The organism is Paenibacillus elgii NBRC 100335 (assembly GCF_004000865.1).
In the GTDB taxonomy this organism is placed as follows: Bacteria; Bacillota; Bacilli; order Paenibacillales; family NBRC-103111; genus Paenibacillus_G; species Paenibacillus_G elgii.
Genome location: NZ_BIMB01000008.1, coordinates 52,073 through 74,144 on the forward strand (window position 1 = coordinate 52,073; position 22,072 = coordinate 74,144).

Genomic DNA, 22,072 nt, shown 5'->3' on the forward strand with positions numbered 1-22,072 from the left:
GAAGCAGAGGGGACATATACGGCACGAAGCATCAAGATGCGAGACGTCTTGAGCTTTGTGCCGTTTTTTTTAAATATGACGTATGTTGACAGGTTTGCTTGTTTACAATGAGGGAGTATTCAACAATCAAGGAGGAATCATCGATGAAATCTTTGCATGGAAAGGTAGCTTTGGTTGCCGGCGCTACGCGCGGCGCGGGCCGAGGCATTGCCATTGAATTGGGAGCGTCCGGAGCCACAGTTTATGTCACCGGCCGGACGACCCGGGCGAAACGCTCCGAGTATAACCGGCCCGAGACGATCGAAGAGACGGCCGAGCTTGTCAATCGCGCGGGCGGCAAAGGAATCGCGGTTCAAGTGGACCATCTTGAACCGGACCAGGTCCGGGATCTGGTCGCACGAATAGAACAGGAACAGGGGCGGCTGGACATTCTGGTCAACGACATTTGGGGCTCCGAGTACTTGGTGCAATGGAACGTGCCCGTATGGGAGCAGTCCCTCGAAGGAGGGCTGCGCATGCTGCGGCTGGCGGTCGATACGCATATCAATACGAGCCATTTTGCGCTTCCCTTATTGATCCGCAGCGGCAACGGACTGGTCGTTGAAATGACCGACGGCACGGAAGAATATAATCGTCAAAACTACCGGCTGTCGCTGTTTTACGATTTGGCCAAAACTTCCGCCATTCGCATGGCCCGGTCCCTGGCCCATGAGCTTGCGCCTCACCAATGTACGGCGGTGGCAGTGACTCCCGGCTGGATGCGCTCCGAAATCATGCTGGAGCATTTCGGGGTGAAGGAAGAGAACTGGCGTGACGCCGCTTCGAAAGAGCCTCACTTCATGATCTCGGAAACGCCGCGGTTTGTAGGCCGTGCCATTGCCGCGCTGGCGGCCGACCCGAAGGTGTCCCGGTGGAACGGACAGTCCTTGTCAAGCGGACAGCTTGCGCAAGTGTACGGGTTCCATGATCTTGACGGTTCCCGGCCGGATTGCTGGCGGTATATCGTTGAGGTGCAGGATGCGGGAAAACCGGCGGATGTCACCGGGTACCGTTAATCGGTTATAATGAAATGTATTCCCGCAAGGCGAGGTGATCGGAGATGAACGGAATAACCATCAGGAACGTTGGCGTAACGGATTATCGCGATATTTATTTGCTGAATCAAGACTTTAACCCCAGTTTTTATGTTTTTTCTGAAGATAAAGTAAAAGAACGGATCGAATTCATCACGAACCATACCAAAGATATCATTCTCGTGAGCGAACTTAACAACGAGGTCATAGGTTACATTCATGGAAGCCCGTACTACTTGCTTTTTTCCGACTCGCTGCTCAATATTTTGGGGTTTGTAGTCAAAGAAAAGTACCGAAGCCAAGGTGTTGGCGGTATGCTGATCCACAGTCTTGAAGATTGGGCGGAGACCAACGGGTTTTCCGGAATTAAATTGCTGTCCCATCCGAGCCGGATTCATGCACACCGGTTCTACGAACGAAGAGGTTATGTTTTTACAAAGGACCAAAAAAATTATATTAAAAAGTTCAACTAGCACTCTTTTCTTGATCGGCATCATACGGAAAAAAAAGGATATTTGAGGATGCTCCTCGAATACATTACTTCACTTACGCCATCTCATGCCGACAAGGAGTGAAGTTTAGACGATGATCGACCGCCGCCATGATGTGAGACCCGAAATAAGCGCTTATCTGGAGCGAATCGGATACGAAGGCCCGCTGGATGGTAGCGCGGCCGTGCTGGCCGAATTGCAGGAATGCCATATTCATTCGGTGCCTTATGAAAACCTGGATATTGTGCGTCGCATCCCGTTGTCATTGGAAGTCGAGGATCTGATCGACAAAATTGTCGTTCGCGGCCGCGGCGGATACTGCTTCGAGCTGAATGCGCTCTTCGGCTGGCTGCTGCGCGAGCTGGGTTACCCGGTCACGGATTTCGTAGCCCGCTTCTGGCGAGACGAGCCGGCACCGCCCCCCAAGCGCCGCCATCAGGTGCTGAAGGTTGAGGCGGAGGGGGCGACGTATTTATGCGATGTGGGAGTAGGCGGGATTGTCCCACGCCGGCCCGTCCAGCTCATCGAAGGACTGGAGCATCAGCAGGGAGACGAATGCTACCGGATGGAGCGCGACCCCTATTACGGCTGGGTGCTCAGCGAGTTGAAGCAAGGGCAATGGTGCCGGCTGTATTCCTTTACCGAAGAGCCGCAGCTGCCTAAAGACTTCATCATGGCGAGCTATTGGTGTGAGAACGCTCCCGGCTCGCCCTTTATCAACCATGCCAGGGCGGCGATTCGTACCCGGGATGGTCGCAAGACGTTGGCCGGGGAGGAGTTCCGGATTTTTACCGCCGACGGCGTCGAAACCTTTACCCCGCAGACCAAAGAAGAGTACGCCGAAGCGCTGCGCAGTCATTTTGGCATTGTCATGGATGGAAAGGAGGAGGACGCATGAGCCTTCGACAAAAAATCCAAAAATGGTTCAAATACTTTGTGATTATGACGAAAATGTAGTTAAAGCAGCGTATTATCAATGACATTAATAATTAATGAGATAAAAAAGAACTGCCGCACCGCTAAGAAACGGGGCTGGCAGTTCTTTGCTTTAAGTCGGCTTGACATGCGCTCAAAATTTTGTTGCTTAGCTCCGGATCGTTGACGGAACGGGCCAGCAGGATGGAGCCGACCATGGTCGCGGTAAGAGCGATACTTTTGTCCTCGCCTTGGCCGGCAAGTCCCGAAACGAAAGAGAGGAAGCGGGATACTTCTTCGGTAAACACTTCCCGTATGTCGTCGGAAGAGCGGGCGATTTCGCCTGCCAGAGCTGGCATGATGCACCCTTGCTCCGCAGAGTCACGGTGGGCCGCGCTCAAGTATGATTCGATCACGGCGCCAAGCTTCTCCTCGACTGACGCCTGTTCCGCGACGGAACCAAGCCGGGTGACGGTGCTTTCCATCGCGCTTTTGCAGGCTTCGGCGACGAGCTGCTCCTTGCTGTCGAAATGGGCGTAGAAGCCGCCGTGCGTCAGTCCGGCTCCGCTCATGATTTGCGGCACGCTGACCGCTTTGATCCCGTTCGCCCGGAATGCTTGCGAGGCGCTTTGTACAATTTTATGCCGAATGTTCATTTTATGTTTTTTGGTATAAGGCATTATTTCTCACCACGCCTAACGATAATTTATGTGTATTCTCTATGATGTCACGAAGGAAAGCATTTGCGGAACGCCGTAAGCAGCTTGAGCGGGCCTTTCGTCCGGATTTTGCGAAGCAGCATAGCTGGAAATGGATGCTCCGTCTTTCCAAGGACGCGAATCCAGGTCCCGCTGTCTGCGGTCAGCTCGAAATCCGCTTGTCCGGTATGCCCCTCTGTTACGGTAATCGTCTGCTGTTTGATCACAACCGTTGCTTTCGCTTCTTCCTGACCGGTAAAGGTAAAATGATACGTTGCGTTCAAGTCTTTGGCTTGATGGCGCTGAAAGAAGAGCGGGAGCATCTTCAAAAAAGATCGGACGGACTTCGAGCGCAGCCCGTTGCTTACCCGTTTCACCTGCTTGTGCGGAAAACGGCGGACGACATGCTGCTCCGCATCGGAGCCGGGAACGACATAGATCGTTTCCTTTTTGTTCTGCAGCGGCTTGACGATGTCCTCCAGGAATTGCTTGCGGTTGTTCCAGAACGCCCCGATAACGTCCTCTCCCGCAGGACAGACGGCCATGCAGTAGGCTGCCTTGTAATTCGCGCCGAACGATAAGCTCTGCCACATGGAGGCTGTTTCTCCGTCTTCGACTTTGGCGCGGTACGCTTTGGCGTTTTTGCTGTCCGCAATCGTTTCGATCCAGTTGGTGAACCCGCCTGAAAATTCCCGGTAGTTGTGCGTATAGCACGCCGAAAAATTAAAGTGTCCATCCGGCTCGATGGCGCCGACGGGGCAGGCGGCGACGCAGAGCTTGCATTCCAGACACGGATTGTAGTCGATGGGTCTCGACTCCTCCGATATGCGGGCGTTCGTCACGATGGTCCCGAGCAAAATGAAATTGCCGAATTTCGGATGAATGACAATGCGGTGAATGCCCATTTGGCCGAGCCCGGCCGCCACGGCGATCGGCTTGTGCGAAATGACCCATTGCTTGCCGTCTCTTGCTACCTCCATGGGGAAGCCCATCGGAGGATTCACCGCTCGGATGCCCATTGCCTCTAGGCGGGCTATAATCTCATGCCCGACATGCGTAATGCGGTCGTGCACATGATAAAATTCCGCGTTAGCGACGGAGCGGGCCGCTGCCCGCACCGGCTCGCGGTTCATTCGGCATACGAAGCTGATCAGCAGACCGGCATCCGGCAGCAGCTCGCGTATTTCGTGCCGCTGCCCATCCAGCTCGGACCGGTCGACCGCAACGAAGCCGACGTCGTCCGCTCCCGCTTCCAGGCAAAGCTTACGCAGCCAGGCGGAATCAAGGGCCGTTTCCCGGGACGTGCCGGAAGGGGGCTGTTTGGCAAGGTGCTGGCGGACGGTAGGATGTTCTTCGAGCTTTCTTCTCATTGATCATTATAGCTCCTTTCGTTCCAAAAACGAAAATGAAGAAACCGGATCGATAATCTAAATATGATGATCATCATAAATATTATAATCATCATATTTAAAATGGTCAATAAATATCCACATTTGAAGAACCCGCACCAGGACGCAGGCGGGACCGAATGCACCCCAAAAATCACCCGAAGACCGCTGTTCAACCCATGAGCATTAGTCTTGACAAACACAATATCTTGATATAGATTTGAAACTATCATCTACATATCGTGATTGGACAGGTGCCTCTCGCTATAAACGCGGACAGGCTTAATAGGGAAGTCCGGTGCAAAGCCGGCGCGGTCCCGCCACTGTAAGGATGAGTGTCCCTCCGAGTTCGCCCACTGGTCTTGCTGCATAGATGGCCGGGAAGGGGGAGGGAGCGATGACTCCGAGCCAGGAGACCTGCCTGTCCATTCGACACCCGCCCTACGGAGATAGGAACGTGTCCGGCATCGTGCTTAGACAGCATGTTTATTTACATGCTGTTTTTGAGACGCATTCGGTCCGTTCCGCGGGCCGGCAGCGTCTTTTTTTGCCGGGCCCGGGGGGTTGGCGGGTGAGAAAAAAGGAGACGAGAACCTATGCTGATTGCGTACGATTCCAGAACGGGGAATGTGCGGAGATTTATCGGTAAGCTGAATATGCCATCGGTTCAAATTGAGGAGAACATGCAGATGGACGAGCCTTTCGTCCTTGTTACGTATACGACCGGTTTCGGTCAGGTTCCGGAGAAAACGGCCGCTTTTCTTGAGCGCAATCACAGCCGGCTGCTTGGGGTTGCCTCCAGCGGCAACCGCAATTGGGGCGACGGCTTCGCCAAGAGCGCCGATCGGATTTCATCCATGTACGGCGTGCCGGTCTTGAGCAAATTCGAGCTTGCAGGGACGAAGCGCGATGTAGAAACGTTTAGAAGCGAGGTGGGCACCGTTGCGGCATATTGAATTGAACAACCAGCTGATGCGGCGGGAAGCGGACGGATTTTTCCAATTAGAGAAGGACCGGGAAGCGGTCCGGGCGTTTATGGAAGAGGTGGAACGCAGCAGCATCCGTTTCGCGGATACGTCTGAAAAGGTCCGTTATATGATCGACAACGACTTCTATGAGAACGTGTACGACCGCTATTCGCCGGAAGAGGTCGAGGACGTCTACCGGATTACGCACAGCTACGGCTTCCAGTTCCAGTCGTACATGGCGGCGTCGAAATTTTATACGGATTATGCGATGAAAAGCAACGACCGTTCGCTCTACCTGGAGCATTATCCTGACCGCGTGGCGATCGTGGCGCTGCATCTCGGACGAGGCGATGCGAATACGGCTCGGGCCTTGGCGGCTTCGATGATGGAGCAGCGGCTGCAGCCGGCGACTCCGACGTTCCTCAATGCCGGAAAAAGCCGGCGCGGCGAGATGGTGTCGTGCTTTTTGCTGGAAATGGACGATTCGCTCAACTCGATCAACTACGTGCTCGGCACGTGCATGCAGCTGTCCAAAATCGGCGGCGGCGTTGCGGTGAACCTGTCCAAGCTGCGCGGGCGCGGTGAGCCGATCAAAGGCGTGGAAGGCGCCGCCAAAGGCATCATGCCGGTGCTGAAGCTGATGGAGGACGCGTTCTCGTACGCCGATCAGATGGGACAGCGCAAAGGCTCCGGCGCGGCCTATTACAACATTTTCGGCTGGGACGTCATGGAGTTTCTGGACAGCAAGAAGATTAACGCGGACGAGAAAAGCCGGCTGAAGACGCTCTCGATCGGTCTGATCGTCCCGAACCGGTTCTACCGGCTGGCCGAGGAGAACGAGCCGCTTCACGTGTTTGCGCCATATTCCGTCTGGAAGGCCTATGGGACGCATCTGGACGACATGGATATGGACGAGATGTACGATCGGCTGATGGCCGACGACCGGGTGCGCAAGAAAGCGGTCATGAGCGCGCGCGACATGCTCGTGAAGATCGCGACGGTGCAGCTCGAATCCGGGTACCCGTACATGATGAACAAAAGCAACGCCAACCGGGCGCATGCGCTTAAAAATATCGGCTCGATCAAAATGTCTAACCTTTGCACGGAAATTTTCCAGCTTCAGGAAACGTCGGAGATTGCCGATTATGGGCAGCTGGACATCATCCGCCGCGACATCAGCTGTAACCTGGCTTCGCTTAACATCGTCAACGTGATGGAGCAGGGCAAAATACGCGAATCGGTCTACGAAGGGATCATAGCGTTAACGGCGGTCAGCGATATGACCCATGTCGCCAATGCGCCGGGCGTAGCGAAAGCGAACCGCGAGATGCATTCGGTTGGGCTCGGTGCGATGAACTTGCACGGTTTCCTGGCGAAGAACAAAATCGCGTACGAAAGCGAAGAAGCTAAAGATTTCGTACGTACCTTCTTTATGATGATGAACTTCTACTCGCTGGAAGCCAGCATGGAGACGGCGAAGATGACGGGCGTTACGTTCGCGGGCTTCGAACGGTCGGATTACGCCGACGGCAGTTATTTCGCCCGTTACACTAGTACGGATTACCGGCCGGTGACAGAGAAGGTTAAGGAACTGTTCGGGCAAATGGCGACTCCTTCTCCAGAGGATTGGCGGGTGCTGCAGGAGGCCGTCCGCACGCATGGGCTTTACCATGCCTACCGGCTGGCGATTGCCCCGACGCAAAGCATCTCGTATATCCAAAATGCGACCTCCAGCATCATGCCGATCGTCGAGCCGATCGAGACGCGGACGTACGCGAATTCGACGACGTATTACCCGATGCCGTATATGAACCGGGACAACTTCTTCTATTACAAGTCCGCCTACCAGATGGACCAGTTCAAGGTGCTGGATCTGATCGCGGAAATTCAGGCGCACGTTGACCAAGGCATCTCGACCGTGCTGCACGTCAACAGCGACGTGACGACGAGACAACTGGCAAGGTATTACATTTATGCGGCACGCAAAGGCTTGAAGTCGCTGTACTATACCCGGACGAACCGGTTGACGATGGAAGAATGCATAAGCTGCTCCGTGTAACGACGACAGCATTCGAGCAAGGCAAGAGAGAGGAGCCAATGGGATGAGCGTGTTGAAGGCGGTCAACTGGAACCGTCCGGATGACGATTTTACGATAACCTTCTGGAACCAGAACATCATGCAGTTCTGGACTGACGACGAAATTCCGCTGTCCGACGACAAAATGAGCTGGCTGACGCTCAATGACGACGAACGCGATTTATATATGAAGGTGCTTGGCGGATTGACGCTGCTCGACACGGTTCAGGGCGGCGTTGGGATGCCGAAGCTGCTGGAGCACGTCGAAGGGCTGCAGCGCAAGGCGGTGCTCGGCTTCATGGGCATGATGGAGCAGATTCACGCCAAATCGTACAGTAGCATCTTTACGACGCTGGCGACAACCGAAGAGATCGACGGCGTGTTCCGCTGGGTGGAGCAAAATGTGTTTTTGCAGACGAAAGCGGAGACGATCTCCCAATACTACAACCACATCCGGACGCCGAAGGAGCTGTACTTGGCGATGTGCGCGTCCGTTTTGCTGGAAAGCTACTTGTTCTACAGCGGCTTTTTCTACCCGCTCTATTTAGCCGGGCAGGGGAAAATGACGAGCAGCGGCGAAATCATCGATCTCATTCTCCGCGACGAGAGCATCCACGGACTGTATGTCGGCGTGCTCGCGCAAGAGGTGTTCGCCGGGCTTAGCGAGGAGGACCAGGAGGACGTTACCGAGACGCTGCTCGGGCTGCTGCGTTATTTGCACGGCAACGAGGAACGGTATACGGAGCAGCTGTATTCCTCCGTCGGCTTGGTCGACGAGGTGAAGGCGTTTCTGCGTTACAACGCGAATAAGGCGCTGATGAATTTGGGCCAGGACCCGCTGTTCGAGGAGGAAGAGATCAACCCGATCGTCCTGAACGGCATCAGCACGCGGACGAAGCAGCATGATTTCTTTTCCAAAAAAGGAAACGGCTACGTGCGCACGATTCATGTCGAGCCGCTGACCGACGACGACTTCCGGTTTGAATAAACGGCGGCTGCCCAGAGCAGGCAGTCAGCTTTAATAGAGAAGCACGGTTTGCCAATCAGCGATTCGCTTCAAGCGGATAGGGTGGCGAACCGTGCTTTTGCTTGTTGTGCCCTAAGAAAAAATCCCTCTGGCGTTCGGCACGCTCCGCGGGACGGCGGACACCGGCTTCCGTTCGCTCTAGAATAGAGAACGAAACGGAGGGAGGAATTGTTAGATGCGTGCAAAATCCATTATTTTTACTTCGGTCCTGATCGGCTATGTCGGTCTGGGCATTCTCAATCCGCTCGTCGCTCCGCTGATCCGCGAGCTCGGGCTTTCGGAGACGGATGCCGGCTGGATTGTCGCGGCTTCCTCGTTCATGGTGCTGCTCACTTCGGCGCTCTGGGGAAGCTGGAGCGACCGCATCGGACGCAAGCCGGTGCTGCTGATCGGCTTGACGGGCATGGCGGCCAGCTTCGGCATGTTCGTCGCGGTGACCGAGCAAGGCTTGGCCGGCAAGTTCCAGCCCGCCGTATTGTTTACGCTGCTGCTCATCTCGCGCCTGCTGCTGGGAGCCGCGTTCCCGGCCGTCCTGTCATCCAGTCAGGCGTATATGGCGGATATTACGACGGAGAAGGACCGCGCCGCCGGCATGTCGTTGATCGGCGCCGCCAATGGGCTCGGGCTTGTCGTCGGTCCCGCAGTCGGCGCGCTGCTGACCGCTCTGAGTCTGCTTGCCCCGATCTATCTCGCGGTGGTTCTGCCTCTGCTTGTCATGCTCTGGGTTACCTTCGGCATGGCGAATTCCAAGCCGCAAGTACACGGCCAGCAGAAAAAAACGCTGCGCAAAGGAATACTTCCTTACCTTGCGGTCGCGATGATCGTTATGATGGCGTTGATCCAGACCCAAGTAACCGCCGGATTTTACTTTCAGGATAAGCTTGGCTTGTCGGCGACCGAAACGGCTCAAGCGGTCGGCGCAGCTCTGTTCTGCATCGGCTTCATGATGGCGTTGGTCCAGTTCACGGTCGTCCGCAAAAACCGGCTGACGCCCTTGAAATTGCTGCAGCTGGGAGTCCCGGTCTTCGCCGTCGGTCTTGTGCTGCTGGTAAGCTTCAGCCATATCGTCACGTTCTTTGCCGCTTTCGCCCTGATGGGGGCCGGGGTGGGGCTGGCGATTCCCGGCTTCACCTCGGGCGCTTCCTTGGCCGTAGCGAAGCATGAGCAGGGCGCTGCCGCAGGCATGATCGCCGCATCCATCGGGATCGGATCGCTTCTCGGCCCACTGGCCGGGACGTTCCTGTACCGGATCAGCCCGGAAACGCCGTTCTGGCTCTTGATCCTGCTGCTTGCGCTGCTTACGGGCTATGTGTGGGGCAGCCGGAAAATCCGGGGGGAACAGCAGACCGTGGTTGACTAATCAATTGAGAATCATTATCATTTAAGAGGAGGGATGAACGACTACGGAGTGAGAGGATTCAGGTGCTAACGATGATGGCTGAGGATTTTCATCAAATATATAATGCGTTTTTCGACGGATTTCAATTGTCGCGCCGTTATGCCGACCGGACCGAGCAACTGCCCGTTCCGCGTCATGCCGGAGAGGGCGCGCTGCGCCGGTTCGTGCCGCGTCCGGATTTGGAGATCGTCATTTCGGATTATACGCTTTCGCGAAACCGGCAATTACAGGTGCGCACGGATTCGGCGATGGTCGAGCTTAGCTTTTGCCTGCAAGGGAAGCGGGAGCTGAACATTTCCGGCACGAGGCATGAATTTCGCGCGAACCGCTGCACGCTGCAGTTGGTGGACCGGTTTCACGCGCAGTTTGACTTCGACGGGAATCAGCCGATGCTTGCGGTTGGTATCGGGATTCCAGTCGCGACGTTCGACCGTTTTATGGAAGATTTTGAAGGGAAGCGCTCCGTCTATTTTGCCAAGCTGGTCGACCGCCGTTCGTTTCGCCTGTTCGAGCAGACGATCGAGCCCGCGGCTTCCGTCATCCTGCAGCAGATGCTGGACGCTTCCTTCTCGAACGAGACGCGCAAAATTTATATGGAAAGCAAGGCGCTGGAGCTGCTTTCCCTGTCGTTTCATACGCTGCTGTGGGACCGCGAGCCCGACGATAAGCATATTCGGTCGAAGCTGAGCAAGAACGATCTGGAGAAAATACGTCAGGCAAGGGAAGTGCTGCTGCACCGCATGGATAGTCCGCCTTCGCTGTTGGAGCTGTCCCGAACGGTCGGTCTCAACGACTTTAAGCTGAAAATCGGGTTCAAGGAAGTGTACGGGAACACGGTATTCAGCTATTTGCGGGAGAAGAGGCTGGAGAAAGCGCTCCTGCTGCTGCAAAAGGGGCAGGTCAACGTGAATCAGGCCGCCTGCGTCGTCGGCTATTCGAATCCGAGCCATTTTGCCGAAGTGTTCCGCGAGAAATACGGGTTCAATCCCGGTGAGCTTGTCCGCAAGTAGCAGGTCTTCCGAGTTCGACCGCCGAACCGCCAGAGGAAATTCCTTTGGCGGTTTTTGTTGCGTTTAAAAATCCCGCCAACCGCGGGAAAAATCCGTGCAGGGGTGGATGAGCGGACGTGGATACGGTAGCATACCATTTGTTGATAATGAGTATCGTTATCAATTAACTCGAGAGCTCTGTAAGGAGCGGCGGCGAAAACAAAAGGAGGGCCTAAAAAACATGCACAGACGAATTTGGTTATCGCTTCTGCTTCTGATTGCGATGGCAGGGATGATTGCCGGATGTACGGCAAACGACCCGGGAGCAGGCGCTTCGGGGGATCGGAAAAAGTCCGAGGGGACGGCGGCGCAAGCTTCTTTTCCGCGGACGATCAAGCATATGAAAGGGGAAACGGTGATCAAGGAGCGGCCGGTAAAAATCGCGGCGCCTTATGTCTCTTTTGTCGACGACTTGGTCGTCTTGGATGAAATACCCGTGGCCGCTCAAGGGATGACGATGATGAGCAGCTTCCCGAATTTACAGAAAAAGCTCGATGGGAAGCCCGTGATCGATTTGGGTAAAGAAGTGAGCATGGAAAGGCTGCTCGCCTCGCAGCCGGATCTCATTATCGCCTCCGACGATATGGCCGATAAATACGACCAGCTCAGCCAAATCGCGCCGACGGTAATTTTTCCGTATACGGAGGGTTGGAAAGGGACGCTGCAGTTGATTGCCGGAGCCATCGGGAAGGAGGAGAAGGCGGCGGCTTTCTTGGCCGAATTTAACCGCAAGGCGAAGGAATACAAAGCGAAGCTGGCGGGCCGCAGTGAGGAGACAGTTTTGTTCGCGATGTACGGCGGGAAAGAATTCATCACCTTCAACGAGCAACGCGTCGCCGACTTTTACAAGGAGCTTGGGCTGAAGCCGGTGCCCGGTAACGAAAAGGGCGGGTCCTTGTCCCTCGAAACGCTGGCGACGATGAATCCGGATCATATTTTTATCGTCAACAACTATGCTGCGCCGATTAAGCAGGGCGTCAAGGAAACGCTGAAGGACAACGCGATCTGGAACGGCATGAAAGCTCCCAAAAGCAATCAAGTCTACTATATCGAGGATACGTCCATTCTCGGTCCGATGCCGCTTGGCAAAATGATCGCGATCGAAGAAGTGATGAAGGCAATGGGGAATCGGTAAGGGGCTACCATTGTGGCTCTTTAGCTTGTCGAGAAGGTGGTCAAATGGGGATAATAGAGGTTACGAGGGGGTGGAGTATCCACTTCCGACCACTCTTGTCTTCGGGAAATTTGATTGGAAGCTGCTTAGTGCGGACATTTCCCGAAGACAAAGGCGGCTGCTATCGCTTCTCCAGTGGATACCCCACCTCCGTATGTTCCTCTGTATTAGTGAAGACCACTTTCTCAACACTCTGGGGCCACAATTGTGGTTCCTTTTTTATCGTGTGTAAAGGTTTTCGAACATAGAAACCGCTTGACAGGGGAACCGACGACTAGTAGAATGGCTTTAAATCGTAAATATTACTATTAAATGGAGTGGTGAGATGAAGGAGAAATACATGTTCTTGCTTGCCTTGAAGCTGCTCGAATACGAAATCTGCGAATTGACCGAGTATTCCAAGACGTGCCTGGAATGCTTCGAGCAGCTTCAGACGAAGCTGGACGAGCTTTGCCGGTTTATCGCCCGCGAAGAGAACGAAGCGCGATGGAGCGAATGGGAGCATCATGACGAAATCAGGGAATATGCGGAGAAGTTAAGGGAAAGCTCGGTCAAGGCGCTCTGCGATATGGAGAAATATCAGTCGGAGTGCTTGCTGAACCGGCGAGCGGATATTAGCGAGTATATTGGCCTTCTGTCCCGCAGCGTCGCAAGCGAGCTTGAGCGTTTGCATATCGGCCCGTCGTCGAAGGTGCTTTTTATCGGAGCGGGCGCGTTGCCTGTCTCGGCGCTGACGATTGCGAAGAGCATCGGAGCGGAAGTCATGGGCCTGGATATCGATCCGCATGCGGTCCATCTCGCGAAGCATGCGGCCAAGGCGTCCGGGCTGGCTTCGAAGGTGCGGTTTTCGAATCAGAGCTCGCGAGAGCTGCGTTTTACGAAAGAGGCGACCCATATTATTGTCGCCTCTCTGGTCAAGAATAAGCAGGAGGTGCTTACCGAGCTGCAAGAAACGATACATAACCGGGCGAAAGTCATCGTCAGATACGGGAACGGGTTGAAGTCGATTTTTAATTACCCGTTCGATACAGGCGCAGTGGAAGGATGGAAGCCAATCTACCGAGGCCGGAGCAATGCCATCTACGACTATGCGGTCTTGGAAAAATGCGAAAGGAAGCGGATGCCATGCTGAGCGGTTCCTATACGCCGATGCCGTTCGGGCATACGCTAATCGTCGGGGCGGGCCCGGCCGCCGTCCATACCGCAGTTCATCTTGCCCATGGCGGATGGTGCGGTCTGCTCGGGCTGATGAACCGGCGGGGCCCGCATACGACGCAGCTTGCGCAGGAACTGGAGTGCAGCAAGTTTACGCTTGTCTCCAGCGTACAGACCGCATCAACCGATCCATATCGCATACAGGCTAGCATCACGGACTGGTACGAAGGCTGCGACCGGCCTGACGATCTATGGGACACCCTGTTCCTGTGCACGCCAAGCGACGCCTACAACGATGTCCTTCGTGCTCTGCAGCCGGATTCCTTAACCCGTCTTAAAACGATAGTGCTGCTCTCCCCGGGCATGGGCTCGAACCTGCTGGTGCAAAGTCTGCTTGGCGCATCGAAGGACCGGATCGACGTGATCAGCCTATCGACGTATTATGCTGCGACGAAGTTCGAGCCCGGCAGCTTCAGAGCCGCCCGGACCAAAGCTTACAAAAAACGAATCAGCATCGCCTCCGACAAGCCGGACAGTATGGCCGTCCGGGACGTGAAGCGTTTTGTCGAAAGCCTCGGCGTACAATGCGGCGTGGCGGGCCGCTCGATTGAGGCGGAAAGTCGAAGCGTTACGACGTATGTGCATCCTCCGTTGTTCATGAATGATTTTTCGCTCGATGAAATTTTGGGAAGCGGGATCTCGAAGAAGAGCATGTACAAGCTTTACCCGGAAGGACCGATTACGCCGGATGCGATCCGGACGATGGTGCGGCTGTGGAGAGAAATTTCCGAATGGCTTCGCTCGCTTGGGGCAGAGCCGGTGAACCTGCTCCGGTTTCTCAATGACGATAATTATCCGGTGCACGAAGCGACGCTATCCCGGGACGAGATCGACCGTTTCACGGAATGGGAGCCCGTGAAGCAGGAATACCTGCTCTACGTCCGGTACGCGTCCATCCTGATCGATCCGTTTTCCGTTCCGGACGAGAACGGCCGTTATTTTGACTTCTCCGCCGTTCCTTATAAGCAAGCTTATCAGGACGGGAACGGGAAGTGGATGATTCCGAGAATTCCACTGGAGGATTACAAAAAGTTGAAGCTGATCTGCGGGCTGGCGCAAAAAGCGAACATCGCCATGCCGCAAGCTTCGGCTTTGATCAAACGCTTTGAGGCGAGGCTGGACGCGTTTGTCCGGGAGAAAGGCGCGGACCTCGTGCATCCGGGACTGCTCCGGGATACGACCTCCGGGGACGTGGAAGCGGTATGGCGCGAAATGAGGAGAGGCCTATGAAAAACGGTGTTCTGCTCGCGATTTTCTCATCTCTCGTATTCAGCGTCATGAACGCTCTTGTGAAGGCGGCCAGCGTAACGATCCCTTCCGCGGAGGTGGCGTTTTTCCGCAGCATCATCGGGACGGCGATCATTTATGGCATGATGCGCTACAGCAAGGTGCCGTTTTCCCGGGAAGGCATTCCGCTGCTGGTGACGCGGGGCGTGCTCGGCGCGCTTTATTTGCTCGCGTATTTTTACACGATTTCGAAAATCCCGCTGACGGATGCGAGCATTCTGGCGCATTTGTCTCCCTTTTTCGTGCTGGCGCTTGCCGTGTTGGTTCTGAAAGAAAAATTATCCCGGAGAGCGCTAACCGTCCTTCCGGTGGCGATTCTCGGCGCGATGCTATTGATCAAGCCGTTTCAGTTCTCGTCGTATTCTTCGGACGCGCTTGTCGGCTTGCTTAGCGCCTTCTTTGCGGCGGGGGCCGCCGTCAGCATCCGGATGCTCAGCCAAAAGCATCATACGTACGAAATCGTTTTTTATTTTTTGGCGACGGCAACGCTGGTGTCGGTGCCGCTGATGTGGAACGATTTTGTCGTGCCTTCCGCGCTCGATTGGCTGTACCTGATCAGCATCGGAGTCGTTTCTTTGCTCGGACAATTGTTTTTGACGAAAGCTTTTACGCACGAAAATGCCGCCGTTGTCGAAGTCACCCGCTATATCGGCATTGTGTTTAACGCCATGTGGGGGTTTTTGTTCTGGATGGAGGTGCCGGACCTGCTCACGTTTGCAGGCGGCGTTCTGATCGTGACCGCCTGCATCGCGCTGTCAAGGCAAAAGCGGTCGCAATCCAAAGCATATTGACGCAGGACACGACATATGGTACTTATTAATAGTAAATATTACTATAGTAATTATTACAAATAATTGGCCGAGAGGATGTTTAAAGTTCATGCAATCAACGGTTTGGAGTGCAATCCGTACGAAACCATACTTATACATAGCGCTGCTCTGCTTGCTCATGGCAATGACGGCTTGCAGTTCGGGAGGGAATGGCCCGGACGGCGGGGCAGGGGCAAGCGGAACGAAGGCCGCCGACGGTGCGGAGAAAGCGGGCGCGGCAGGCGAGGCCAAGAAGCTGACGCTTCTCTATAATTTCAAGAGCGGCAGCCTCGACCCGCACAATGGAGCCATTCCGCTGCGGATGGGTGTCACGGAAACGCTCGTGCGCATGGATGAGAAGCTGGAGGTGAAGCCGTGGCTTGCGGTAAAGTGGACGACGAAGGATGAGCGGACCTGGGTGTTTACGATCCGGGATAGCGTCACGTTCCAGGACGGGACGAAGCTGGATGCGGCGGCGGTAAAAGCGTCGTTCGAGCGTGGCGTTGCCGCCAGCAAGTCGCTGGCCTCCGCGCTGAAGATCGCTTCCATGGAAGCGAGCGGTCAGGAGCTGACGGTCGTGACGACCGAGCCTTCGCCGTCGTTCCCGTCCGAATTGGTCAATCCGTCCGCTGCCGTCATTAGCGTAGAAGCGGAGAAGAAGCTGGGCAAGGACGCGTTCAACCTTGCCCCTGTAGGAACGGGGCCGTTTCAAGTGAAGCAGTTTAAGCCGAATATCGAGATTGCGCTGGAGCGGTACGAAGGCTATTGGGATGGCAAGGCCAAGCTAAACGAGGTGACCGTGAAATTCAACGAGGACGCCAACGTCAGGGTGCTTGCGCTTCAGTCCGGAGAAGCGGACATCGCTTACCATATTCCGGCGGAATCTGTAGGCTCGCTCGAAAAGGACAGCCGGCTTCGGGTGGAGTCCGTGGCAGGTCTGCGCGTTCACTTCCTGCTGTATAACCAGAAGAAACCGCTGATGCAGGATTTTAAAGTAAGAAAAGCGATCGATCTGCTGCTTAATCGCGAAAGTATAGCCAAGGACGTCATGCTCGGACATGCTGTCCCGGCCAACGGGCCGTTCAATTCGAGCCTGCCCTTCGGAAGCAAGGACCCGGTGCAAAAGCCGGACCCGGCCAGGGCCAAAAAGCTGCTGGAGGAAGCGGGCTTCCAGGCGGGCGCGGACGGGAAGCTGGCGAAGGACGGTCAGCCGCTTACGCTGGAGCTCATCACGTATAAAGGCCGTCCAGAACTGCCGCTGATCGCCCAACTGCTGCAATCGGACGCGGCGGCGGCCGGCGTGACGATGAATATCAAAACGGTCGAGAACGTAGATACGTATTTGCGCGAGAACAAGGACTGGGACTTGGCGACATACAGCAATTCGACGGCTCCCCGCGGGGACGGGGGCTTCTTTTTGAATTCCGCCTTCATGCCCGGCGGGGCGCTTAATGCGGCCGGTCTGGACTCTCCCGACCTGAAGGAGGTTATCGGCCGGTTGAACGCCGCGGGCGACATCGGGAAGCGGGTTCAGCTCACGCAGGAGGCGGTGGGCGTCATTAAACGGGAGCTTCCGCAGTCCTATGCCGTTTACCCCAATATTGTCGTGGGCGTTAACAAGCGGGTGTCCAATTGGAAGCCAGGGGCTGAGGAGTACTATATCGTGACGAATCAAATGGATGTGAAGTAAAAATGGTTCTGTGGAAGCTGGTCAGGACGCGCTTGCTGCAATTGATATTCGTGCTGCTTCTGCTGTCCTTCGTGACATTTGCGTTGATGAAGCTGGCGCCGGGCGACCCGGTGCTGTCCATTCTGAACTCGGACGAACTGTCCGTGACGAAAGCCGACGAAGCCCGGGTGCGCGAGGAGCTCGGCTTCGACCGGCCGCTTTACGAGCAGTACGGCCGGTGGATGCTGAATCTGCTGCGGCTCGATCTCGGCCATTCCTATATTAAAGGAAAGCCGGTGCTCGAGGAGATCGTGCAGCGGCTGCCGACGACCGCTCAATTGACCGCGGGCGGTCTCGCCGTCATGGTGCTGATCGCCGCGCCGCTTGGCTTGCTTGCAGCCCGGTATCCCGGCCGCTGGCCGGACCAAGCCGGGCGGATTTTTGCGCTGATCGGCGCTTCCGTTCCCAGCTTCTGGATGGGGTTGCTGCTGATTTATGCTTTTGCGTTCAAGCTGCAATGGCTGCCATCGATGGGCAAGGGGGGCTTTGCGTATCAAATTTTGCCCTCGATCACGCTCGGCTTTTCCATGGCCGCGGTGTATGCCCGGCTGCTCCGGGCAGGGCTGCTCGAAAGCTTGTCACAAGAGTACATTCGGGCAGCGCGGGCGAGAGGGATCGCGGAGTGGAAAATTATGGTCAATCATGCGATGCGCGCGGCGCTCATGCCGGTCGTCACCGTATTCGGGATGAGCATCGGCAACCTGCTGACCGGGTCGGTCGTCACTGAGATGCTGTTTTCCTGGCCCGGGCTCGGAAGCATGGCGGTGGAGGCTATTTTTCAGCGCGATTATCCGGTCATTCAAGGGTACGTCCTGCTGACGGGAGTTTTTGTCGTACTGGTGAATCTGCTGGTCGATCTGACCTACACCATTCTTGACCCCCGAATCCGCTACGGAAAGGCGGGGCTGACATGAACGCGGCACCAACAACCTTGGCTTCCCGGCATTTTATGGCCCGGAGAAGCGCATGGCGGCGTATGCTGCGCGATCCGATGGCCGCCGTGGGCATCGGACTGCTGGCCGTACTTCTTTTGATTATTTTACTGGGTCCTTATATCGTGCCGAACGATCCGCTGACCGTGAAAATGGCGGAGCGGCTGAAGCCGGCCAGCTTACAGTATCCGCTGGGGACGGACCATTTGGGGCGCTGCATTTTTTCGAGGCTTGTCGCCGGGGCTCGGACAACCCTTGGCTTTACGGGGCTCGTCGTCCTGACGGTCGCCCTGATCGGACTGCCGTTGGGGCTATGGTCCGGGTATGTCGGAGGGCGCGTCGATGCGCTGCTGATGCGGCTGGTAGACGGGATGGGCGCTTTGCCTGAGTTTATTTTGGCGATTGCCTTGACCGGTTTTCTCGGCCCGAGTCTGAGCAATCTGATGCTGTCCGTCGTACTGGTCAAATGGATGGGCTACGCCCGCGTCGTCCGCAGCATTGTCCTGTCCGAACGGGAGAAAGAGTATGTGCTTGCGGCGCGAGTCGGGGGAAGTGGTACATGGAAGGTGATCGGGCTGCATTTGCTGCCGCACGCGCTTTCGCCGGTTCTCGTGCTGGCTGCGCTGGATGTCGGCAAAATCATGTTGACCATTTCCTCGCTGTCCTATCTGGGGCTTGGCGCGCAGCCTCCCGCACCCGAGTGGGGAGTGATGCTGAACGACGGACGGGCATATTTCCAGACGGCGCCGGAGCTGATGATCTACCCGGGCATGGCGATTTTGCTGGTGGTCGTTGCGTGTAACCTGATCGGCGAAGGGCTTCGGGATCTGCTGGACATTCGGAGCCAATAAAAGCGAAAGGGGAGAGGTGAGCATGAAGGAATGGGCGGACGGCGCCGGAAAGCTTTCTGAGCCGGTGCTGGAGCTGGAGCGCTTGACCGTCGATGCTGTTCGGGGACAAGCGCGGCAGCCGCTGGTTCGCGATCTGAGTCTCGCCATCCGGCCGGGGGAGATGCTGGCGCTGGTCGGGGAAAGCGGCAGCGGCAAGAGCGTAACGGCGGGCGCCGTGCTGGGCCTACTGCCGAGCTCTCTTCGCATCGGCGAGGGCCGAATCCGGTTTCGGGGCGAAGAGATTTCGGCGTGGCCGGACAAGCGAAAGCGGCGGCTTCGTGGCAAAGAAATAGCTCTTGTGTTCCAGGATTACCAAGGGAGCTTCACGCCGTTCATGAAGGTGGGCAAGCAGCTCGTTGAGGCGGTGCGAAGCCACGTCCGGATAACTTACGGCGAAGCGAAGGAGCTTGCGCTGCATTGGCTGAATGAGGTCGATCTGCCTGCGGAGCGCGTCTTCGGCAGCTATCCGTTCCAGCTCAGCGGCGGACAACGCCAGCGTGCGGCGCTTGCGGCCGCGATGCTGCTGCAGCCGAAGCTGTTGATTGCCGACGAGCCGACAACGGCGCTGGACGTGCTGACCGGGGAGCGGGTGCTTGATCTGATGACGAAGCTGCGGCGGCAGACGGGCTGCGCGATTCTGTTCATCTCGCACGATCTGAGGCTTGTGCTGAAGCGGGCCGATACCGTTGCCGTAATGCAAGGCGGACGAATCGTCGAGTGTGGGCGGGCCGACACGATACGTCGCCAAGCGGTGCATCCTTACACGCGGCTGCTGCTTGAATCGCGTCCGCTTCTGCTGCGAGATCCCGGTACCGGCCGGGCCGCAGAGCCGGATTAAGCCATTGCAGCTCGTACCTTGAAAGAATAGGAGTGGATCGGGTGAACCGTCTGTTGGACGTCCGTCAGCTTAGCAAAACGTTTGTTCAAAACGGGAGCGTCGTAACGGCCGTGCAGGACGTTTCTTTTGACATCGGGGAGGGTGAATGCTTAGGTCTGGTCGGAGAAAGCGGCAGCGGCAAAAGCACGCTGGCCCGCATCCTGCTTGCTCTGGAGCAGCCGGACCGCGGAGAGATTACCTTGTCCGGACGCTCCTTGCTCGCCCTTAAAGGCAGCGCGCTGCGTGAGGTCCGCCAGCATATGCAGGTCGTCTTTCAGGACCCGACGGCGTCGCTCAATCAGCGTTTGCCCATATGGCGGTCGGTCATCGAGCCTCTGGATAATTTCCCTCAGGTTGCGCCGTCTTTTCTGACGCAGGTGCGGCATTCCCGCCGGGCGGCAGCGGCCCGCCTGCTTGAGATGGTGGGCTTGTCCGCGGATTTTCTGGACCGGTATCCGCATGAGATGAGCGGGGGACAGCGGCAGCGCGCGGCGATCGCCAGGGGAATCAGCCTCGGCCCGAAACTGCTGATTTGCGACGAGCCGACCTCCAGCCTGGATGTGTCGGTGCAGGCGCAAATTTTGCAGCTGCTAAAAACGATGCAAGCGCAGCTCGGCATGACCTGCTTGTTCATCTCCCACGATATCGCCGCCGTTCAGTCCGTCAGCGACCGCATTATCGTCATGAAGGGCGGCCGAATCGTGGACCGGTTCGCAAGCCGTCAGCTCATGGATGCAGACCGCGACGAGTATACGAGACGGCTGGTGGACGCGGTGAGTGAGTAAAAAAAGAACCCCGTCATTACGGGGTTCCGTGCGATTTAAGGACAAGCCGCTTCACGAAAGTAATATCCGGCTCGAACCATCGTTTGGCATGGGCTTCGACCCATGGCTGCGACAGCAGCCAGACGATGCCGAACCCTGCGATAATCGTCAGCCCTTGACTCCAAGGGGTTTGCAGGTAGACGTAAACCCCTGCCGCGAGCAGCGATTTCAGAATGAAGGCATGGAGCAGAAAGACGTACCCCGTCCGTTTTCCCCAATCCGTGATCCGGCCGGCCGCCCAAGGCACCAAGCTCAAAAAAGCGATCGAAGCGGCCGCCTGCACCCCGTACATCCCCAAGCGATATATTCCGGCGTACCATTCCGGATGACCGGCCTCAGCGTAGGTGAAGCTGCCGTACAGCCAGTGCGGATCGATTCGTCCGCCCAGCCAGAAGAAGCAAATGACGCCTATGCCGAGAAGGACGGTGGGCATACGCAGCCTTTTGACTATGGTTTCCCAATGCTGCGGCAGGAAGTATCCCGCCAGAAAGAACGGAAAGTACACGAGTGTCCGCGATACGCTGAGCCAAGCCCCGGGCCAAGGGAGGTAACCGACGGCGATGCCGAGCAGTATCGAAATGATCAGCGGATGGCGCATATGAACAAACGCGCGCAGCAGCAACCTCCAGCACAAGTGGCTGAGCAGGAACCAGAGCAGCGAGTAAGGCATGAAGAACGAATGAATCACGCCTTTGGCTTGAAAGAAGACGATATCCGCCAAGCTGTAGAGCGTCTGGAACAACACATATTGATACGCAATCGTGCAAAGCCCGTCGATTCCGGGCCGGTCGAGACGGAAGCTTTTGGCAAAATAGCCCATCGCCAGAGCGAACATCGGAATATGGAACGAGTAGATCGTCTCGTAAAGGGCGAACAACGGCGAGCTCCGATCAATCATCGGCTCGATGATGTTGGCTGTGACGACGCAAGCGATAAGCAAAAATTTCATATTAAGCGCATAAGTGTTAAGCGATGGTACGGAAGCCTTTCCCACGGGAAGTCACCTCTATATGTTCTGTGTCTGCCGGCTTTCTCGCCGCTGTGGAGCGGCTGCTGCCGGCTCCTCGTCTTGAGCATACCTCTTTCGATGCGCCGGAGCAGTGAGAAGGATCACGGCTCGTTGGTGATTAAAATCACAGACATTTCGCAGTCGCTGGAATTCAATCCAAGTGACGATGCCAAACTTCACCAAATCTTCATCCGATCCTCATCTTCTCTTCATGAAAGAAGGCCAGGGCGATGCTACAATC

At 56.2% G+C, this 22,072-nt stretch carries 20 protein-coding genes and 1 riboswitch; of the genes, 17 read left to right on the forward strand and 3 right to left on the reverse strand.

What is annotated here, in order from left to right:
- Window positions 1–143 precede the first annotated feature (143 nt).
- From PEL01S_RS08135 to PEL01S_RS08145, 3 genes are all read left to right on the forward strand, one after another.
- Window positions 144–1,055 (forward strand): SDR family oxidoreductase, encoded by a 912-nt coding sequence (locus tag PEL01S_RS08135; protein ID WP_063184687.1) that lies wholly within the window; start codon window positions 144–146, stop codon window positions 1,053–1,055.
- 44 nt (window positions 1,056–1,099) lie between these two features.
- Window positions 1,100–1,546, forward strand: coding sequence for a GNAT family N-acetyltransferase (locus PEL01S_RS08140; protein ID WP_108533809.1), 447 nt, complete (start codon window positions 1,100–1,102; stop codon window positions 1,544–1,546).
- A 112-nt stretch (window positions 1,547–1,658) separates the two neighbouring features.
- Window positions 1,659–2,462, forward strand: a complete 804-nt coding sequence (locus PEL01S_RS08145) for an arylamine N-acetyltransferase family protein (RefSeq protein WP_063184685.1) — start codon at window positions 1,659–1,661, stop codon at window positions 2,460–2,462.
- 121 nt (window positions 2,463–2,583) lie between these two features.
- Here the strand turns inward: PEL01S_RS08145 and PEL01S_RS08150 are convergent, their stop codons facing one another.
- Window positions 2,584–3,159 (reverse strand): TetR/AcrR family transcriptional regulator, encoded by a 576-nt coding sequence (locus PEL01S_RS08150; RefSeq protein WP_063184684.1) that lies wholly within the window; start codon window positions 3,157–3,159, stop codon window positions 2,584–2,586.
- Window positions 3,160–3,206: 47 nt separating this feature from the next.
- On the reverse strand, window positions 3,207–4,547 hold the full coding sequence (locus PEL01S_RS08155) for an SCP2 sterol-binding domain-containing protein (protein ID WP_127459974.1): 1,341 nt from the start codon (window positions 4,545–4,547) through the stop codon (window positions 3,207–3,209).
- Between the two features lie 253 nt (window positions 4,548–4,800).
- Window positions 4,801–5,004, forward strand: a riboswitch (cobalamin riboswitch).
- A gap of 157 nt (window positions 5,005–5,161) precedes the next feature.
- Between PEL01S_RS08155 and nrdI the strand changes: the two genes are divergently transcribed.
- The 14 genes from nrdI (at window position 5,162) to PEL01S_RS08225 (ending at window position 20,783) form a co-directional block, all read left to right on the forward strand.
- Window positions 5,162–5,521, forward strand: coding sequence for a class Ib ribonucleoside-diphosphate reductase assembly flavoprotein NrdI (nrdI, locus tag PEL01S_RS08160; protein WP_063184682.1), 360 nt, complete (start codon window positions 5,162–5,164; stop codon window positions 5,519–5,521).
- Complete coding sequence (nrdE, locus tag PEL01S_RS08165) at window positions 5,508–7,592, forward strand: class 1b ribonucleoside-diphosphate reductase subunit alpha (RefSeq protein WP_127459975.1); 2,085 nt, start codon at window positions 5,508–5,510, stop codon at window positions 7,590–7,592. Before nrdI ends, nrdE begins: the two co-directional genes overlap by 14 nt.
- Before the next feature lie 43 nt (window positions 7,593–7,635).
- Entirely contained in the window at window positions 7,636–8,598 is a 963-nt protein-coding gene (gene nrdF, locus PEL01S_RS08170; protein ID WP_127459976.1) for a class 1b ribonucleoside-diphosphate reductase subunit beta, read from the forward strand.
- Between the two features lie 214 nt (window positions 8,599–8,812).
- A complete protein-coding gene (locus PEL01S_RS08175) occupies window positions 8,813–9,997 on the forward strand; it encodes an MFS transporter (protein ID WP_127459977.1) in 1,185 nt (394 codons plus the stop codon).
- A gap of 71 nt (window positions 9,998–10,068) precedes the next feature.
- Window positions 10,069–11,046, forward strand: coding sequence for a helix-turn-helix transcriptional regulator (locus PEL01S_RS08180; protein WP_127460046.1), 978 nt, complete (start codon window positions 10,069–10,071; stop codon window positions 11,044–11,046).
- A gap of 220 nt (window positions 11,047–11,266) precedes the next feature.
- On the forward strand, window positions 11,267–12,220 hold the full coding sequence (locus tag PEL01S_RS08185) for an ABC transporter substrate-binding protein (protein WP_127459978.1): 954 nt from the start codon (window positions 11,267–11,269) through the stop codon (window positions 12,218–12,220).
- A 364-nt stretch (window positions 12,221–12,584) separates the two neighbouring features.
- Window positions 12,585–13,391, forward strand: a complete 807-nt coding sequence (locus PEL01S_RS08190; protein ID WP_127459979.1) for a class I SAM-dependent methyltransferase — start codon at window positions 12,585–12,587, stop codon at window positions 13,389–13,391.
- The gene (locus PEL01S_RS08195; protein WP_127459980.1) at window positions 13,385–14,704 is read left to right on the forward strand and encodes an opine metallophore biosynthesis dehydrogenase; all 1,320 of its coding nucleotides are present in this window, start codon (window positions 13,385–13,387) and stop codon (window positions 14,702–14,704) included. Before PEL01S_RS08190 ends, PEL01S_RS08195 begins: the two co-directional genes overlap by 7 nt.
- The gene (locus tag PEL01S_RS08200; protein ID WP_063184675.1) at window positions 14,701–15,552 is read left to right on the forward strand and encodes a DMT family transporter; all 852 of its coding nucleotides are present in this window, start codon (window positions 14,701–14,703) and stop codon (window positions 15,550–15,552) included. Before PEL01S_RS08195 ends, PEL01S_RS08200 begins: the two co-directional genes overlap by 4 nt.
- An 88-nt stretch (window positions 15,553–15,640) precedes the next feature.
- Window positions 15,641–17,260 carry a nickel ABC transporter substrate-binding protein gene (gene nikA, locus PEL01S_RS08205; RefSeq protein ID WP_127459981.1) on the forward strand — a complete coding sequence of 540 codons (1,620 nt, stop codon included), beginning with the start codon at window positions 15,641–15,643 and terminating at the stop codon, window positions 17,258–17,260.
- Between the two features lie 2 nt (window positions 17,261–17,262).
- Window positions 17,263–18,213 carry a nickel ABC transporter permease gene (nikB, locus tag PEL01S_RS08210; RefSeq protein WP_127459982.1) on the forward strand — a complete coding sequence of 317 codons (951 nt, stop codon included), beginning with the start codon at window positions 17,263–17,265 and terminating at the stop codon, window positions 18,211–18,213.
- A complete protein-coding gene (gene nikC / locus PEL01S_RS08215) occupies window positions 18,210–19,082 on the forward strand; it encodes a nickel transporter permease (protein ID WP_127459983.1) in 873 nt (290 codons plus the stop codon). Before nikB ends, nikC begins: the two co-directional genes overlap by 4 nt.
- 22 nt (window positions 19,083–19,104) lie before the next feature.
- Window positions 19,105–19,959 carry an ATP-binding cassette domain-containing protein gene (locus tag PEL01S_RS08220; RefSeq protein ID WP_127459984.1) on the forward strand — a complete coding sequence of 285 codons (855 nt, stop codon included), beginning with the start codon at window positions 19,105–19,107 and terminating at the stop codon, window positions 19,957–19,959.
- Window positions 19,960–20,000: 41 nt separating this feature from the next.
- Window positions 20,001–20,783, forward strand: a complete 783-nt coding sequence (locus PEL01S_RS08225) for an ABC transporter ATP-binding protein (protein ID WP_127459985.1) — start codon at window positions 20,001–20,003, stop codon at window positions 20,781–20,783.
- Window positions 20,784–20,799: 16 nt separating this feature from the next.
- Here the strand turns inward: PEL01S_RS08225 and PEL01S_RS08230 are convergent, their stop codons facing one another.
- Window positions 20,800–21,816: an acyltransferase family protein gene (locus tag PEL01S_RS08230; RefSeq protein ID WP_127459986.1), complete on the reverse strand. Its 1,017-nt coding sequence runs from the start codon at window positions 21,814–21,816 to the stop codon at window positions 20,800–20,802.
- Window positions 21,817–22,072 lie beyond the last annotated feature (256 nt).